This is a genomic window from Pseudomonas capeferrum (assembly GCF_013523055.1).
Lineage (GTDB): Bacteria > Pseudomonadota > Gammaproteobacteria > Pseudomonadales > Pseudomonadaceae > Aquipseudomonas > Aquipseudomonas capeferrum_A.
In genome coordinates this window covers 20,782-37,533 of record NZ_JAAMQM010000019.1, presented here as the reverse complement: position 1 = coordinate 37,533, position 16,752 = coordinate 20,782, and the positions used below count along the sequence as shown (strand labels likewise).

At 64.7% G+C, this 16,752-nt stretch carries 14 protein-coding genes; 6 read left to right on the top strand and 8 right to left on the bottom strand.

All coding sequences use genetic code 11. From position 1 onward, the window contains the following. Nucleotides 1–248 precede the first annotated feature (248 nt). The 6 genes from G7009_RS20485 to G7009_RS20460 form a co-directional block, all read right to left on the bottom strand. Nucleotides 249–2,453, bottom strand: a complete 2,205-nt coding sequence (locus G7009_RS20485) for a xanthine dehydrogenase family protein molybdopterin-binding subunit (protein WP_181131921.1) — start codon at nt 2,451–2,453, stop codon at nt 249–251. Next, nucleotides 2,453–3,439 (bottom strand): FAD binding domain-containing protein, encoded by a 987-nt coding sequence (locus G7009_RS20480; RefSeq protein ID WP_181131920.1) that lies wholly within the window; start codon nt 3,437–3,439, stop codon nt 2,453–2,455. Before G7009_RS20480 ends, G7009_RS20485 begins: the two co-directional genes overlap by 1 nt. After that, the gene (locus G7009_RS20475) at nt 3,439–3,960 is read right to left on the bottom strand and encodes a (2Fe-2S)-binding protein (RefSeq protein WP_181131919.1); all 522 of its coding nucleotides are present in this window, start codon (nt 3,958–3,960) and stop codon (nt 3,439–3,441) included. The genes G7009_RS20480 and G7009_RS20475 overlap by 1 nt, the downstream gene beginning before the upstream one ends. A gap of 473 nt (nt 3,961–4,433) precedes the next feature. Further along, nucleotides 4,434–5,867: an aldehyde dehydrogenase gene (gene aldA / locus G7009_RS20470; RefSeq protein WP_181131918.1), complete on the bottom strand. Its 1,434-nt coding sequence runs from the start codon at nt 5,865–5,867 to the stop codon at nt 4,434–4,436. A gap of 7 nt (nt 5,868–5,874) precedes the next feature. Further along, a complete protein-coding gene (locus tag G7009_RS20465; protein ID WP_181131917.1) occupies nt 5,875–8,094 on the bottom strand; it encodes a PQQ-dependent dehydrogenase, methanol/ethanol family in 2,220 nt (739 codons plus the stop codon). Nucleotides 8,095–8,352: 258 nt separating this feature from the next. Beyond that, the gene (locus tag G7009_RS20460; RefSeq protein WP_181131916.1) at nt 8,353–8,583 is read right to left on the bottom strand and encodes a hypothetical protein; all 231 of its coding nucleotides are present in this window, start codon (nt 8,581–8,583) and stop codon (nt 8,353–8,355) included. Between the two features lie 209 nt (nt 8,584–8,792). Here G7009_RS20460 and G7009_RS20455 point away from each other — a divergent pair, with 209 nt between their 5' ends. Next, the gene (locus tag G7009_RS20455; protein ID WP_181131915.1) at nt 8,793–9,260 is read left to right on the top strand and encodes a hypothetical protein; all 468 of its coding nucleotides are present in this window, start codon (nt 8,793–8,795) and stop codon (nt 9,258–9,260) included. On the opposite strand, the gene G7009_RS20450 is transcribed toward G7009_RS20455, so the two are convergent. Then, nucleotides 9,257–10,147 (bottom strand): polyprenyl synthetase family protein, encoded by an 891-nt coding sequence (locus tag G7009_RS20450; RefSeq protein ID WP_258198003.1) that lies wholly within the window; start codon nt 10,145–10,147, stop codon nt 9,257–9,259. The two genes, G7009_RS20455 and G7009_RS20450, sit on opposite strands and share 4 nt — an antisense overlap. Before the next feature lie 239 nt (nt 10,148–10,386). Here G7009_RS20450 and fni point away from each other — a divergent pair, with 239 nt between their 5' ends. From fni to G7009_RS20425, 5 genes are read left to right on the top strand one after another with little or no spacing between them, the layout of a single operon-like run. Further along, the gene (fni, locus tag G7009_RS20445; RefSeq protein WP_181131913.1) at nt 10,387–11,415 is read left to right on the top strand and encodes a type 2 isopentenyl-diphosphate Delta-isomerase; all 1,029 of its coding nucleotides are present in this window, start codon (nt 10,387–10,389) and stop codon (nt 11,413–11,415) included. Beyond that, nucleotides 11,412–12,692: a glycosyltransferase gene (locus G7009_RS20440; protein ID WP_181131912.1), complete on the top strand. Its 1,281-nt coding sequence runs from the start codon at nt 11,412–11,414 to the stop codon at nt 12,690–12,692. Before fni ends, G7009_RS20440 begins: the two co-directional genes overlap by 4 nt. Then, nucleotides 12,682–13,848 (top strand): lycopene beta-cyclase CrtY, encoded by a 1,167-nt coding sequence (crtY, locus tag G7009_RS20435; RefSeq protein WP_181131911.1) that lies wholly within the window; start codon nt 12,682–12,684, stop codon nt 13,846–13,848. The genes G7009_RS20440 and crtY overlap by 11 nt, the downstream gene beginning before the upstream one ends. Continuing rightward, nucleotides 13,845–15,335, top strand: coding sequence for a phytoene desaturase (locus tag G7009_RS20430; protein WP_181131910.1), 1,491 nt, complete (start codon nt 13,845–13,847; stop codon nt 15,333–15,335). Before crtY ends, G7009_RS20430 begins: the two co-directional genes overlap by 4 nt. Next, the gene (locus G7009_RS20425; RefSeq protein ID WP_181131909.1) at nt 15,332–16,327 is read left to right on the top strand and encodes a phytoene/squalene synthase family protein; all 996 of its coding nucleotides are present in this window, start codon (nt 15,332–15,334) and stop codon (nt 16,325–16,327) included. Before G7009_RS20430 ends, G7009_RS20425 begins: the two co-directional genes overlap by 4 nt. On the opposite strand, the gene G7009_RS20420 is transcribed toward G7009_RS20425, so the two are convergent. After that, complete coding sequence (locus G7009_RS20420) at nt 16,209–16,745, bottom strand: sterol desaturase family protein (protein ID WP_181131908.1); 537 nt, start codon at nt 16,743–16,745, stop codon at nt 16,209–16,211. The two genes, G7009_RS20425 and G7009_RS20420, sit on opposite strands and share 119 nt — an antisense overlap. Nucleotides 16,746–16,752: the final 7 nt, after the last annotated feature.

The following is a 16,752-nucleotide window of genomic DNA, read 5'->3' as shown; positions in this document are numbered from 1 at the left end:
AGGCCGGCAGTCTCACTGAAGAACCCAGGAGCTACGCGATAGGCCGGCAGTCTCACTGAAGATCCCAGGAGCTAAAGGCTGAGCGTCAGCATTTGAATCGACGACTTCCCTTGACTGACTGGCATTAGGCCCAAGCCTGGCTTTCTGCTCCAGATCTTGACCCTGCACCGTCCTTGACGAGCCATGACGGGGCCGCGCCTAGCAATGCTGCCCCGTCCGGCCCTGACCCAAATCCGCCTACGCCCTGATCACTCCAGCACCTTGTCCACCGTCAGCGGGAAATCCCTGATCCGCTTGCCGGTGGCGTGATGCACGGCATTGGCCACCGCGGCAGCGACGCCGACAATACCGATCTCGCCGACACCCTTGGACCCCAGTTCATTGACGATATCGTCCGGTTCTTCGACGAAGATCACCTCGATGTCGTTGATGTCGGCATTCACCGGGATGTGGTATTCGGACAGGTTGTGATTCATGAAGCGGCCTAGCGGATGATCCAGCAGGCTGTCTTCGTGCAAGGCCATGCTAAGGCCCCAAACCACCCCGCCAAGGATCTGGCTTCGGGCGGTCTTGGGATTGATGACTTTGCCGGCCGCCACGGCACTGACTACCCGGCTGACCTTGATAGTACCCAGGTCCTCGTCCACCAGCACCTCGACGAAGACCGCCGAGTGGGTAGCGGTCGAATAGCCGCTGCGCTGTGAACCGGGTTCGGTATCGACCTGGGCTTGCAAGGCGCCATCGGGCTGGCCAGCGAGGATCTGCGCAAGGGGGAAGCGCCGCTCGCCCAGGTGCAGGAAACCCTCGCCGATCGATGCGCTATCTAGTTGCTCGCCCGCCAACTCCGGAAACTGCTCGCGCGCGGCCAGCAGCAGCTTGCCCCGCAGCACCAGACAGGCCTGGCGCACCGCCGAGCCGACCGAGGACACGGTGAACGAGCCACCTTGCAGGGGCGCTGTCGGCAACGAGGAGTCGCCCAGTTGGAAGGTCACCTCGCTGGGCGCCATGCAGGCCGCATCCGCGGCGATCTGGGTCATCACGGTGTAGGTACCGGTACCGATGTCGGTGGTGGCGCTGCTGACCGTCAAGTGGCCATGCACGTCCAGCACAGCCTTGGCGCTGGCCTTCATCTGCATGGCTTCCCACACGCCCCCCGCCATGCCCCAACCGATCTGCTGTCGACCACGATGCATGCTGCGCGGGACCGGGTTGCGCTGGCTCCAGCCGAAACGCTCGCTGCCCTGGTCATAGCATTCCATCAAGGCCTTGCTCGAGTAGGGCTTGCCTTCGTTGCCATTCTCGCTGGCGAAATTGAGTCGACGCAGCTCCAGCGGATCCAACCTGGCGGCCTGGGCGAGCTCATCCATGGCGCACTCCAGGCCGATCAGGCCCAGCGCGGCGCCAGGGGCACGCATGTCCAGCGGGGTGTAGACGTCCAGCGGCACCAGGCGATAGGCCAGGGCGACATTGTCGCACTGGTAGAGCATGCCGCTCCACTCGACCACGTGCTCGGTGAAGTCCTCGAAACGCGAGGTCTGGCCGATGGCTTCGTGACTGATGGCCTGCAAACGGCCCTGGTCATCGACGCCCATTTTCAGGTGCTGCAAGGTTCGCGGGCGATAGCCGAAGGTGAACATCTGCTGCCGGGTCAACGTCACGCGGACCGAGCGCTTGAGCTTGAGCGCCGCCATGACGGCGAGCGGCAGCTGGTACTGCGGCCGCAACCCGGAGCCGAAGGCCCCGCCGACGAACGCGGCGCGGATGCGGATCTTTTCCTTGGGCAGGTCGAAGACATTGTGCAGGTACTCCTGGCAGTTCTGCGTGCCTTGAGTCTTGTCATGGATTTCCAGGCTGCCATCGGCCTTGTAGATCACGGTCGAGGCATGCGGCTCCATCGGGTTGTGATGCTCCACGGGCGAGCTGTAGGACACCTCTACCTTGGCCGCGGCAGTGCTGAAAGCTGCCTGGAAATCACCCCGTGGCTTGGGCAGCTCGGCGGGCGCATCGTGAGCTTCCTCCAGGGCTGCGAACAGGTCGGTCCGATGCTCCTCCTCTTCATACTCGATGCGCACCAGCGAGCCCGCGTGGCGCGCCAGCTCCAGGCTGTCGGCCACCACGAGCGCCAACGGCTGGCCGCTGTAGAGGACGCGATCGTTGTACAGCGGACGGAACGGCGAGCCTTCGGCCGCGTCGTCATCGCTGTAGCTGTCGTCATAGCTGGCCAGATGTGGACGATTGAGATGGCTCAGCACAAGGACAACGCCAGGCACCTGCAGGGCGGCCTCGCAGTCGATGGCGCGCACGCGCCCACGGGCAATGGTGCTCGACACCACGCTGCCGTACAGCAGGCCTTCTTGGGGATATTCGCCCGCGTAACGGGCCTGGCCGGTGACCTTGGCGGCGCCGTCGACGCGGTCCATGGGCTTGCCGGAGGCTTTTTCGAATGCATTCATCAGGCTTGTCCTCCTGCGGCGGCTACGGTCAGTGCACGAACGATGGCACGTCTGGCGAGCTTGACCTTGAAACCGTTGTGGAGCAGCGGCTGGGCATTGCTCAGCAGCGCGTCGGCCGCTTGCTCGAAGGTCTGCGTGGTCGGCGGTTGACCCTTCAGCAGTCCCTCCACGCTTGTGTCTCGCCAGGGCTTGTGCGCGACACCCCCCAGCGCCAGGCGCGCCTCGACGATGCGCTCGCCGTCCAGCTCCAGCGCCGCGGCCACCGATATCAGGGCAAAGGCGTAGGAGGCTCGATCGCGGATTTTCAGGTAGTGGCTATGTTGTTCGAAGCGTGGCCGAGGAAGCTCGATGGCAATGATCAGCTCGTCGTCGGCCAGCGTGTTGTCGCGCTCTGGCGTGTCGCCGGGCAATCGATGGAAATCGGCGAAGGCGATATGCCGTTTACCTGAGCGTCCCTGTACATGCACCACGGCTTCCAGAGCGGCCAAAGCCACGCACATGTCCGAAGGATGCACGGCGACACAGGCATCGCTTGCGCCCAGGATCGCGTGAATGCGATTGAGGCCTGCGCGAGCCGGACAGCCGCTGCCAGGTTCACGCTTGTTGCACGGGGTGCCCGTGTCATAGAAGTAGTAGCAGCGCGTGCGCTGCAGCAGATTGCCACCTGTGCTCGCCATGTTGCGCAGCTGTGGAGAGGCGCCCGCCAGGATGGCCTGGGAAAGCAAGGGGAAACGTTGCTCGACCAGCGGATGCCAGGCCAGGTCGGCATTGCTGACCAGAGCCCCGATCATCAATCCGCCGTCGGCGGTTTCCTCGACCCCTGTGAGCGGCAGCCCGGTGATGTCGACGAGCTGCTCTGGACGGGCGATATTTTCCTTCATCAGGTCCAGCAGGTTGGTACCGCCGGCGATGAGTTGGCTGGTAGGTCCCATCAGGCCGACGGCTTCACTAATGGAGCTGGGCTTGCAATAGGTGAAAGGTGTCATCAGCGCGGCCCTCCCGCGTCGGTCTGCGCAGTCTGCATGAGCGGGATGGCCTCTTCGACGGCAGCGATGATATTGCCGTAGGCGCCGCAGCGGCAGAGGTTGCCGCTCATGCCTTCCTTGATTTCCTCGCGTGTGCAGGCCCGGCCCTCTTGTACCATTCCCACGGCCGAGCAGATCTGCCCAGGGGTGCAGTAGCCGCACTGGAAGGCGTCATGGGTGATGAATGCCTGCTGCATCGGATGCAGTCGATCGCCGTCGGCCAGGCCCTCGATGGTGGTCAGATCGTCGCCGTCGCACATGATCGCCAGCGTCAGGCATGCATTGACCCGCTTGCCGTTGCGCAACACCGTGCAGGCGCCGCACTGGCCGTGGTCGCAACCTTTCTTGGTGCCGACCAGGTCCAACTGGTCGCGCAACAGGTCGAGCAGCGTGACCCAAGGTTGTACCTTGAGCTGCCTTGGCGTGCCATTCAGCGTCAGGGTGACTGCCTGACATGCTTCATCCTGATAGATCTCGCTCATAAAAGCCTCACGGTGGTATTGGCGCGCAGTTGTCTGCATCTTCAAGGTACGACCGGAGGGGGCTTGCGAGCGTTCAGATTGGATGAGGAGTACGCAGTGTGCGGATTTGGCAAAGGCCAGGCTAAGGGGCTTTGGGATGGTGGATAGAGGGTTCCACTGCTATCGAGGTGATTTTCAATCTTCATTGCCAGGCGAGTCCTTCGGACTCGGTCGCGGGGCAAGCCCGCTCGCCACCGGTTTTGTGCAGGCCTTGAAAATGCAGTATCGAATCTGCGCAAGAGTCTGGTGCGCATTTTGAATCCGGTGCCGTTTTTGGGACCTGTACAAAACCGGTGGTGAGCGGGCTTGCCCCGCGACCGAGTCCGAAGGACTCGCCTGGAAACGCAAGGAACCAGTCAACGAATAGCAGAGGTAACAACAGGCATCCAGGCGGCCTATACAGAACGCCCGCTGCCCTATCAAGCCTCCGATACCTATCCTTGGATGTACACCACATGCGTATGCGTGTACTCATACAGCCCATGCTTGCCATCCGCCCCACCGATCCCGGACTTGCGCGTCCCTGCGTGATACCCCTGCATCGCCTCGAAGTTCTCGCGGTTGATGTAGGTCTCGCCAAAGTCGATCTCGCGGCAGGCCTTCAAGGCCGCGTTCAGGTCGCGGGTATAGATCGATGAGGTCAGCCCGTACTCGCTGTCATTGGCCAACGCAATCGCCTGGTCAAGATCCTCGACCACCTGGATCGGCAGCACCGGCCCGAAGATTTCCTTGCGCATGATCTCCATGTCCGCGCTGCAACCGGCCAACACCGTCGGTTGGTAATGGAACCCCGCGCCCAGATCCGCCACGTTGCCACCGGTAATCACCTGCCCGCCCTGCCCGACCGCCGTGCGCACCATCTGCGCCACCTTGTCCAGGCTTGCCTGGTTGACCAATGGCCCCATGTCCAAGTCATCCTGCTTCATCGGATCCCCATAGCGCGTCGCGGCCATGGTCTGGGCGATCTTGTCGATGAACGCATCGGCGACCCGACGCTCCACGTACACACGCTCGGCGCAATTGCACACCTGCCCGGTGTTGATGACCCGCGAGGCCGCAATGGCCTTGACCGCCAGATCCAGGTCGGCATCGGCGAGAACGATCGCCGGCGCCTTGCCACCCAGCTCCAGGTTCAGCTTGGTGATGTTCGGCGCCGCCGCCGCCATGATCCGCGCGCCGGTCGCCACGCTACCGGTAAAGCTCACCAGGTCCACCCCGGCGTGGCTGGTAAGGCCGTGGCCCACCGTCGCGCCCTTGCCGCTGACCACGTTGAACACGCCGGTGGGCAGATCGGTTTCGGCCACCAGCCTGGCGAACTCGAAGCAGTTGATCGGCGTTTCTTCGCTCGGTTTGAGCACGATGGTGTTGCCTGTCAGCAAGGCGGGCGCCATCTTGCGGGCGATCAGGAAGAACGGGAAATTCCACGGCAGGATCCCGGCGACCACGCCCAATGGCTTGCGCTGCAGGAAGATATGTTCGTTGACGCGGTCGCTGGTGAGCACTTCGCCTTCCAGGCGACGCGCCCACTCGGCCATGTAGTCCAGGTAATCGGCGGTGAAGTTGACCTCGACCATGGCCAGCCCCGGGACCTTGCCTTGTTCAAGCGTGATGACCCGCGCCAGGCGCTCGGCGTTGGCCCGCACCTTGTTGGCGATCTGGCGCAGGTAGCCCGCGCGCTCGATGGCGGGCTTGGCCGCCCAGCCTTTCTGGGCCTTGCGCGCCGCGGCAATGGCCTGCTCGACCTGGGCGCCGGACGCCTCCGGTATGCGCCCCAGCAACTGGGCGTTCGCCGGGTTGTAGACCTCGATCAACTGTTCGCTGCCGACGAAGGCGTTATCGATATAGTTCTGGTAGATCGCTTCATGCATGGCTGTATCACTCCTGATGGGTTTGGTTGTCGGCCAGCGGTCGATCGGCACCGGTAGCGACCGGGCGGGCACTGAACTGCTGCCAGGCATCGCCTTCGCGCTTGAGGTCATGAGCACGCTTGATCAGGTACTGGTGGACCTGCTCGACCTGCTCCGGCTTGAGCGCATCGGCGAACGACGGCATGCCGTCGGGAACACGACCGCCATAGAGAATGCCGAGGAACATCTGGTGCTTGTCCGCCGTCAGCTTGCGCAGATCGGGCAGGACCCCGCCGCTCACCGCATGGATACCGTGGCATTGCGAGCAGTTGCCGTCATACAGCGCACCGCCTGCGGCCACGGTCTGCTCATCGGCGGTCAAGGCCGGTGGCTCGGGTGCGTCGGTCGGTGGTGCCGGCTCGCGTAGCGCCGCGGTACCGCCCAGCTTGTAGGTCAGCACCTGGGAAAACGGCTGCACGCCGGCGCGCAGGGACAATGCCCCGGCAAAGGTCGAGAAGGCGCCCCCCCAACCGGCCATGAAGGTCACGTACTGCTCGCCATCGACCGAATAAGTCTCCGGCGCCGCCATCACGCCGCTTGCCGCGGGAGACTCCCAAAGCTTCTTGCCGCTGTCGGCGGCATAGGCGATGACCCGACCATCGGCGCTGCCCTCGAACACCAGGTTGCCCGCGGTGCTCAAGGTGCCGCCGTTGAAGATGGTGATGTATGGCACTTCCCAGGCCGGCGCTTGCTTGACCGGGTCCCAGGCGATCAGCTTGCCCGACCAGGTCTTGGCCATTTCCAGCAGGCCATCGGGCCCCTCGGGCATCATGCCGGTCTTGAGGCCGAGCTGGTACACGCTCTTGAACGGGTTGCGCGCCGGTGCGGTAGGCACGTGCTCGTAGTACGCCGACATGATGTGCGCGGGAATGTAGACCAGGCCGGTCTTCGGGTTATAGGACATCGGGTGCCAGTCGTGGGCACCCCAGAACGCCGGCGTGACCAGCTTGCGCTTGCCGTCTTTCCAGTAGGCCGCGGCTTCGTCGTCGACGATTGGCCGACCGGTCTTCATGTCGATGCCCTTGGCCCAGTTCACCGGCACGATGTTCTTCGCCGAGAGCAACTCGCCAGTGGCCCGATCGAGGACGTAGAAGAAGCCATTCTTCGGCGCCTGCATCAACACCTTGCGCTGCTTGCCGTCGATCGGCAGCTCGGCCAGGATCATGTGTTGCGTGGCCGTGAAGTCCCAGGCATCGCCAGGCGTGGTCTGGTAGTGCCAGGCGTATTCGCCGGTGTCGGCGTTGATCGCGACGATGGACGACAGGAACAGGTTGTCGCCCTTGGCCTGGCTACGCCATTTCGGGTCCCAGGTCGAGCCGTTGCCCACGCCGATGTACAGCAGGTTGAGCTCCGGGTCGTAGGCGAACGAGTCCCAGGCCGTGCCACCTCCGCCCTGCTCGACGAACGTGTCACCGAACCAGGTCTTGCTGGCGATCTCCATCGCCTTGTCTTCCGGCGGCAGCTTCGGATCGCCCGGCACGGTGAAGAAACGCCAGGCCTGCTTGCCGGTCTCTGCGTCATAGGCGGTGACATATCCCCGCACGCCGAACTCGGCGCCGCCGTTGCCGATGATGACCTTGCCGTTGACCACCCGCGGCGCGCCGGTAATGGTGTAGCTGCGCGCCTTGTCGCTGCGAGTGTCCACCGACCATGCGCGCTTGCCGGTCTTGGCATCGATGGCCTCGAGGCGTCCGTCGAGCACACCCACGTACACCTTGTCCTGCCACACCGCCACGCCCCGGTTGACCGCGTCGCAGCAGGCTTCGCCGGCGCGCTGGCGATCCGATTGCGGATCGTATTTCCACAGCAGCTTGCCGTTGCGAGCATCCAGCGCGTAGACCACCGAGAACGGCCCTGTGGTGTACATCACGCCGTCCACCACGATGGGCGTGGCCTCCACGCCCCGGTCGAGGTCGAGCTTGTAGCTCCAGGCCAGACCGAGCTGATTGACGTTGGCGTCGTTGATCTTGGTCAGAGGACTGAAGCGCTGCTCATCGTAGGTGCGCCCATGACTCATCCAGTTTCCCGGTTCTTCATCGGCGGCAATGATGCGCTTGCCATCCACCTGTGCGGCGAAGGCTGGCGCCAGGCAGATGATGCCCAAGGCCAGCGCTGCCATGCGCGTGGTTCTCATCAGGGCAGATGGCGGCGTCGGCACGCCCCGGCAATGCAGGCCAGTTCGATTCATCAAGGGATCTCCGTTCTTATTAGTGGCCGCGAGCTGATGCCGTGGCACAAGCACAGGAGCAATGCCTGTGCCAAGGCTGGCGCGTGGCCGCAAAGTGTTGATTCAGAGGGCTCGAAGAGCGAATGCGAGGGTGTCGCGGGACCGCACAGCTGAAGCATGCATGGCGCAGCTGACGCAACAATGACACAGGTGTGTCAGGCGCCTGGGCGACGCCTGAGGGAGAGGTGCTACAGATTCAAATGAGCATCAGGGCTGCGATCACCGATCGATCTTGCGCTCGTTCTCGCGGTTCAGGCGCTCGATCTCGCTCACCATGGCCTCTTCCTCCTTGATCGAGGTGGGGGTGATCACCTTGTCCACGGTCTCGGTAGCAGGATCCGGATTCTCCAGGACTTCGTCTGGCGGGCGATGACCCTGTCCGCGTTGGGCCTGCTCGGAGCTGACCGGATGTGGAGTCTTGTCGCCGTAGGCATGATCATCGTGTTTCATGGTGTTCTCCTCGAGATGAATTCGCGAACCTGCGACGGTTCGCATGAACGACCTTCGACGCGCCTGTCCTTCCCGGACAAAGCCGCCAAGCGTTAAACGGAAGAAAGCACGAGCGCGTAAAAGTTTGATCCGTGTACCGCGCAGTCATCGTTTGGCTTTTGCCGCAGACCCCTCTATCGTTCAGCCTCGACCCGATACGAGTGACTGTCATGCGTGCAATGCTCCTCCTGGCGATCAGCCTGTTCTGCACCACGCTCTGGGCGCAGGGCACGGCACCCGCTTCCAGCCCCTGGACCTTGAAGGACCAGTTCGACCAAGCGTTCACCCTGGACGCGAAAACCCGGGTACTGATCATCGCCCGGAGCTTCTCGAGCGCCCGGCTGGTCAACAGCGCGATCGAGGATCGACCCAAGGGCTTTCTCGAGGACCGAGGGGTGGCCTTCGTCGCCGATATCGAGATGATGCCGACGATCGCCAAGGCCGTGATGGTGCCTGCCATGCGCTCGGCCAGCTACCGCATCCTGCTCGATCGCGATGGCAGCGTCGCCAGTCGCTATGCAGGCGACCGGGACACGGTGCAATGGCTGGAGCTCGGCCCGGACGGCGTGGCCCGCGAGCAGCGCTTCAATGACATCGGCAGCCTGCGCCAGGCGCTGGCAGGGCTGGCCTATCGTTAACGCTTGAGCGCCTTGGCAAACATCGCCTGAACGAAGCGCGCCAGCGTGTCGTCCGGAGCGATGGCGCGGCTCAGGCACGCCTCGGCCTGGGCCAGGTGACGCTGCAGGCGTTCGCAGACCTTGGCCTCGCCACACAGGGACACCAGGGTCGACTTGCCCTGGTCCTTGCCTTGGTCCTTGCCGCTTGCCGGATCGCGGTCGCGCAGGTCGTCATAGAGCTGGAAGGCCTGGCCCAACTCATCGGCGAACTGGTTGAGCAAGTGGCAGACCTCCCCACGCGCCGAGCTGATCAGACAAGCCATGTCCAGCACCGCGGCGAACAGCGCGCCGGTCTTCAAGCTGTTGGTCACGGCGATTTCATCTGCGTTGCGCGGTGCCTTGCCCTGGCGCAGATCCTCGAACTGGCCTTGCACCAGGCCTTGATTGCCGATGGCCGTGGCCAGGCTGGCCACCAACTGGTTACGCACCTCGGCCGACACCGAGTCGATGGCGGCCACGACACCGAAGGCACGTGACAACAGCGCGACCGCAGTCAGGATTGCCACATCCTCGCCAAAAGCCAGGTGTACGGTCGCTCGCCCACGCCGCAGCTGGGCGTTGTCCATGCAGGGCATGTCATCGAGCACCAAGGAGGCGGCATGCACCATCTCCACCGCGCAACCCAGGTCCAGCGCGGCCTGAAACGGCCCGCCCAACCCTTCGGTGGCCAGCATCAGCAACAGCGGACGCAAGCGCTTGCCTGGCGCCAGAGCACCTTCGCGCATGGCCAGGACCACCAGTTCGCGTTCGTTTCCCGCCGGTGGCAGCAAGGCTTCCAGCCGCTTTTCGAAAACAGCGCGGCGGCTGGCAAGGTGTTCATCGATACCTGGGTCTATAGTTGCGGACATGTGAGCTGCCATCGTTCCCTCTGCTTGTCTCTGGCCTCTCAGGCCGCTGGTGGACGCGTTTCGTTGCAAACCTGTTGTCCGCTTTTCTAGCGTAGCTGATTGTTTTGCCACCTCAGTGGAACGTCTCAACCCCGGCGTTGCCTGAGCCTTAGCGCAGCGAAAGCTATACAGACAAACAATTTTGTACAACATCACTGACAACGCGCCGTACCGAATGATTCCTGGGCAAGGGAGCCAGCATGAAAGAAAGCGAGTTGAGTCGACGCAAGGACGAGCACCTGGATATCGTGCTCGACCCTGACAAGGCGCAGGGCCAGGCTCGCGCCGGCTGGGCGGCGATCCGGTTCGAGCACTGCGCGCTTCCCGAGCTCGACCTGGACACCATCGACCTGAGTGCGTCGCTATTGGGGGTCCCGCTCAAGGCACCGGTATTGATCAGCTCGATGACCGGCGGCGCTCGCCTGGCACCTGCCATCAACCGACACCTTGCCGAAGCCGCCCAGTCCCTGGGGATCGCCATGGGCGTGGGCTCGCAGCGGGTCAGCCTGGAAACCGGCAACGATCTGGGCCTGTCCCGCGATCTCAGACGCATCGCACCGGACATCCCCCTGCTGGCCAACCTCGGCGCCGCGCAATTGCTCCAGGCCAATGGCATGGACTTGGCACGGCGCGCCGTAGACGCCTTGGAGGCAAACGGCCTGATCATTCATCTCAATCCCTTGCAGGAGGCGGTGCAGCCCGGTGGCGACCGCCAGTGGCGCGGCGTGCTCGAGCGGATCGCTCACGCCGCTTCGACCTTGCAGGTGCCGATCATCGTCAAGGAAGTCGGTGCAGGCCTGTCAGCAACAGTCGCCCGTCGCCTGGTGGAGGCCGGTGTGCAGGTCATCGACGTGGCTGGCGCCGGAGGCACGAGTTGGGCAGCGGTGGAAGCCGAACGCGCCGGCACGGCGGCCGAGCGCGAGATCGCCATGGCATTCGCCGACTGGGGCATTCCGACGGCGACCTGTGTGCGCAACGTCCGCGCGGCTTTGCCGGATGTCGCGCTGATCGCTTCGGGCGGCATCCGCAACGGGCTGGACGCAGCCAAGGCCATCCACCTCGGTGCCGACCTGGTCGGCCAGGCGGCAAGCGCGCTGCCGGCGGCCACCCAGTCGACCGAGGCGGTGATCGAGCACTTCGACATCCTGATTCGCCAGCTGCGCATCGCCTGTTTCTGTACGGGGTCGGCAAGCCTGGCCGCACTGCGCGAGGCGCCGTTACTCGCATGAGCCATTTCGCCGTGGTCGCCCCGGCTTACCCCAGCCACTTCCAGGCGTTCGAAGTGCTCGCCGGAGAGCTGCTGGCCCGTGGTCACCAAGTGACCTTCTTTCATCAGGCCGACACCGCCCGCTGGATCAGCGATTCGCGCATCGGCTTGCGCGTCGTGGGCCAGGCCAGTCATCCACCGGGCAGTCTCGACCGACAGCTGCGTCTGGCGGCGTCGCCCGGCACGCCCTGGGGCCTATGGCGGCTGATCCGCCAGCTGGCTGCCACCAATGCCATGTTCTGCGCCGAGCTGCCACGGGTCTTGGCCGAACAACGGGTCGATGCCATGCTCTGCGACCAGATGGAAGGAGCCGGTGGGCTGGTCGCCGAAGCCTTGGGGCTGCCGTTCGTGTCGGTAGCCTGCGCGCTACCGATCAATCGCGAGCCTGGCCTGCCCCTACCGGTCATGCCATTCGCCTACGGCAAGGATGAACGCAGCCTGCGCCTCTGCCAGGGCAGTACCCAAGTGCATGACTGGCTCATGACGCCCCTGGCCAAGGTCCTGGAGCACGGCGCCCGGCAGTTGGGGCTTCCGCCGCGGCGAGGCCTGCACCAGTATCTGTCGCCCCTGGCGCAATTGAGCCAGACGGTTCCCGCCTTCGACTTTCCACGCCAGGCACTGCCCGCGCATTGTCATGGAGTAGGCCCTTTGCGCCGAACGCTCGCCGAGTCCCCGGGGCCCTGGCCGATCGATGCGCGGCGGCCTTTCATCTTTGCCAGCCTTGGCACGCTCCAAGGCGGTCGACTGGGCATGTTCGAACAGATCGCACGCGCCTGCCGGTGCCTGGGAGCACAACTGCTGATTGCCCACTGCGGCAGCCTGGGCCCGGCACAGGAAGCCCATCTGCAGCGCTGCGGCGCGACCTGGGTCACGGACTTCGCGCCGCAGCGCTGGGCCCTGGCCCAGGCCGACGCGGTGGTCACCCATGGCGGCCTGAACACCGTCCTCGATGCCATCGCGGCGCGTACCCCCATGCTGGTAATGCCGATCGCCTTCGATCAACAAGGCGTGGCGGCGCGGGTCGAGTACCACGGCATCGGCGTGCGTCTCTCGCGTCGCGCCGGCGCGGCGGATATCGCCCTAGCGCTGGACGGTTTGCTCAAGAATGCCGCGCCGCGCCTGGAAGTGCTGGGCGCCGAGCTCGACAAGGCCGGAGGCGCGCCGCGCGCGGCGGACATCATCGAATCGGTGGTCCGCCAAGGGCAACCGATCATCGCGGGAGCCTGTAATGGCCCATGACCTGATCCTGGCCGGCGCCGGCCTGGCCAACAGCCTCATCGCCTGGCGCCTGCGCCAGGTCCGCCCGGAGCTGGACGTGATCTGCGTCGACGGCCGAGACAGCGCGGCCAGCAATCACACCTGGTCGTTCCATGACGGCGACCTCGACAGCGCACAACGGCGTTGGATCGAACCCCTGGTTACGTATCGCTGGCCCAGTTACCGGGTGCACTTTCCACAGCTGTCGCGGACCTTGCACAGTGGCTATGCCAGCATCACCGGCGAGCGGTTCGCCGAGGTCATGGTTCCGGCACTGGGCGAGAGCCTGCGATTGGGCCATTCCATCGAGTCGCTCGGCCCGACCCAGGTGCGTCTGGAAGACGGCACGGTCCTCGAGGCCAAGGCCGTGATCGATGGCCGTGGCGCGCGTCCCAGCGCACACATGGTCTTGGGACAGCAAGCCTTCATCGGCCAGGTGCTGCGCCTCGAGCGACCGCATGGTTTGCTCGCTCCGGTGATCATGGATGCGCGAGTCGATCAAGGCGACGGCTACCGTTTCGCCTATGTACTGCCCTTCTCCGCCGACACCCTGCTGATCGAAGACACTCACTATGTGGACGAGCATCGCGCCAGCCATGAGCAGTTGCGCGACAACATCGCGGTGTATGCGCGCCAGCAAGGCTGGACGATCCGTGACTGCCTGCGCGAGGAACAGGGCGTGCTGCCCATCACTCTGGCAGGCGACTACAACGCGTTCAGCGTCGCGTTCGCCGACCAGCCCACGAGCGGTCTGCGCGCGGGGCTGTTCCACTGCACCACGGGCTATTCCCTGCCCGAAGCCGTGCGCCTGGCGGACTGGCTGGCGCGCCAGTCTGCCTTCGAAGCCCATCTGCTGGCCCCCGCGCTGGCGCGCTATGGTCAGGCGCACTGGCAACGCCAAGGTTTCTACCGCCTGCTCAACCGCATGCTGTTCCTGGCCGGTCGGCCGCAGGACCGCTGGCGGGTGATGCAACGCTTCTACACGCTGCCGGCACCGCTGATCGAGCGTTTCTACGCCGGTCAGAGTCATTGGCAGGACCGTGCACGCATTCTTTCGGGCAAGCCGCCAGTACCGGTCGGCCAGGCCATTCGCGCCGCCTTGCGGCATTCTCCACGGCACTTCGGGACACCTTCATGAGCTCAGGCAAATCCGCCATCGTCATCGGTGCCGGCTTCGGTGGTCTGGCATTGGCCATCCGCCTCCAGGCGGCCGGCCTGCGTACCACCTTGCTCGAACGACGGGATCAGCCTGGCGGGCGAGCCTATGTGTATCGCGACCAGGGGTTCACCTTCGACGCCGGTCCGACCGTGATCACCGATCCGTCGGCTATCGAGGCGCTGTTCGCCCTGGCGGGCAAGCCGATGTCCGACTATGTCGAGCTGCTGCCGGTCAGCCCGTTCTATCGTCTGTGCTGGGAGGACGGCACACAGTTCGACTATGCCAACGACCAAGCCGCGCTGGATCGGCAGATCCACGCCCTCGAGCCTGCCGATGTGGCAGGCTACCGCCGTTTTCTGGAGTACTCCAAGGCCGTTTTCGAGGAAGGTTATGTGAAGCTCGGCTCGGTAGCCTTCCTGTCGTTTCGCGACATGATCCAGGCCGGGCCTCAGCTGGCTCGCCTGCAGGCCTGGCGCAGCGTGCACGGCATGGTGTCGCGCTTCATCCGCAACGACAAGCTGCGCCAGGCCTTTTCCTTCCATTCGCTGCTGGTCGGCGGCAATCCCTTTGCCACCTCCTCCATCTACACCCTGATTCATGCCCTGGAGCGCCAATGGGGCGTGTGGTTCCCCAGAGGCGGTACAGGCGCGCTGGTGCAAGGGCTGACGCGGTTGTTCGAGGACCTGGGCGGCACCGTCGAGCTCGATGCCGACGTCACGGCTATCGAAGCCGAGGGTGATCGGTTGACACGAGTCATCGCTCGCGATGGACGGCGATGGGACGCCGATGCGGTGGCCTCCAACGCCGATGTCGTCCACACCTATGCCGACCTGCTGGCCAAGCATCCACGCGGACGCGACGAGGGCAGGCGACTCAAGGGCAAGCGCTTCAGCAATTCGCTGTTCGTGATCCACTTCGGTCTTGAGCGCGCGCAACCGCACCTGCAGCACCACACCGTGTGCTTCGGGCCGCGTTACCGTGAGCTGATCACCGAAATCTTCGGCGGATCCACGCTGGCGGAGGATTTCTCGCTTTATCTGCACACGCCGTGCGTCACCGATCCGAGCCTCGCTCCGCCCGGCTGCTCCAGCCATTACGTCCTGGCGCCCGTACCGCACCTGGGCAATGCCCCGATCGACTGGGCGGTCGAAGGGCCACGCTACCGTGATCGGATCCTGGCCTACCTGGAGAAGCACTACATTCCCGGCCTGCGCGATGACCTGGTGACTTGTCGGATCTTCACGCCCGAGGACTTCCGCGACACCCTCAATGCCCATCATGGCTCGGCCTTTTCCCTGGAGCCTGTGCTGCGCCAGAGCGCCTGGTTCCGCCCGCACAACCGCGATGCGCAGCTGCGCAATCTGTACCTGGTAGGCGCCGGCACCCACCCCGGCGCCGGGGTGCCTGGGGTCATCGCCTCGGCCAAGGCGACGGCCCAGTTGATGCTGGAGGATCTTGGCGCATGAGCTCGAACGTCGACCAACCCTTGCTCGCCCATGCCGAGCAGAGCATTGCCCAGGGTTCGAAAAGCTTTGCCGCGGCTTCGCGCCTGTTCGACCCGCGGACACGTCGTGCCGCGGTCATGCTCTATGCCTGGTGTCGTCACTGCGATGACGTGATCGACGGCCAGGAGTCGGGGCACGACGCCACCCTGTTGTCCCCGACGGAGGCCGGGCAGCGCCTGGCACGCCTACGCGAGCAGACCCGCGCCGCCTACACCGACGCGCCCTTGCACACGCCTGCCTTTCAAGCCTTTCGCCAGGTGGCGAGCGATCACGGAATTCCGGCCGACGAAGCGCTCGACCTGCTGCAGGGTTTCGAAATGGACGTCAACGGCCAGCACTACGAGACCCTGGAGGACACCCTGCAGTATTGCTACCACGTCGCCGGTGTGGTGGGCCTGATGATGGGCCGCGTGATGGGCGTGCGCGACGCCGCCACGCTCGATCGCGCCTGCGATCTGGGGCTGGGCATGCAGTTGACCAACATCGCTCGGGACATCATCGAAGACGCCCAGGTTGGCCGTTGCTACCTGCCGCAGGAGTGGCTGCGCTTGGCCGATATCCCTCCTGGCGACCTGGCCGAGCATGAGCACCGGACCGCCCTCGGGTTGCTGGCGGGACGCCTCGTCGAACATGCCGAACCTTACTACGCCAGCGCCGAAGTCGGGCTTGCCGCCCTGCCCTGGCGCTCCGCCTGGGCCGTGGCCACGGCGGCATCCGTGTATCGGCAGATCGGCCTGAAGGTGCAACAGGCAGGCCAACATGCCTGGGATGGGCGCATCTCCACCAGCAAGCCGGAAAAGCTGGCCGCCGTGCTGGCGGGCTTGTGGCGCACCCTTACGCGCCGTTGGCGCGCTCGCCCGGCTCGCTCGCGATCGCTGTGGCAGCGGCCTGATCCGTCTTGCGCAAGGGCCCGGCATGCCGCGCCCGCAGCTGTGTCCGCAAGCGGGAGATAGAAGGCGCATAGAGAAATCCGAAGGACACGCAGCCGTCCTTGCCATCGACCGCGTGATGCATGAGGTGCGCCTGATACAAGCGCTTGAGGTAGCCGCTGCGGGGCACTACCTTGAACGGCCAGCGGCGATGGACCAGGCCGTCATGGGCGATGAAGTACAACAGCCCATAGCCGGTCATACCGGCCCCGATCCATTCCAGCGGATGCCAGCCCGCGTTGCCCAGGGCGATGAGCACGATGGCCAGGCCCGCGAACACCACCGCATACAGGTCGTTTTTCTCGAACCAGCCCGTGCGCGGCTCGTGGTGGGAGCGGTGCCAACCCCAGCCCCAGCCATGCATGATGTACTTGTGCGCCAGGTAGGCGACGCCTTCCATGGCGGCCAGTGTGGCCAGAAAGATCAAGGTATTGGTCATCATCGGTTCG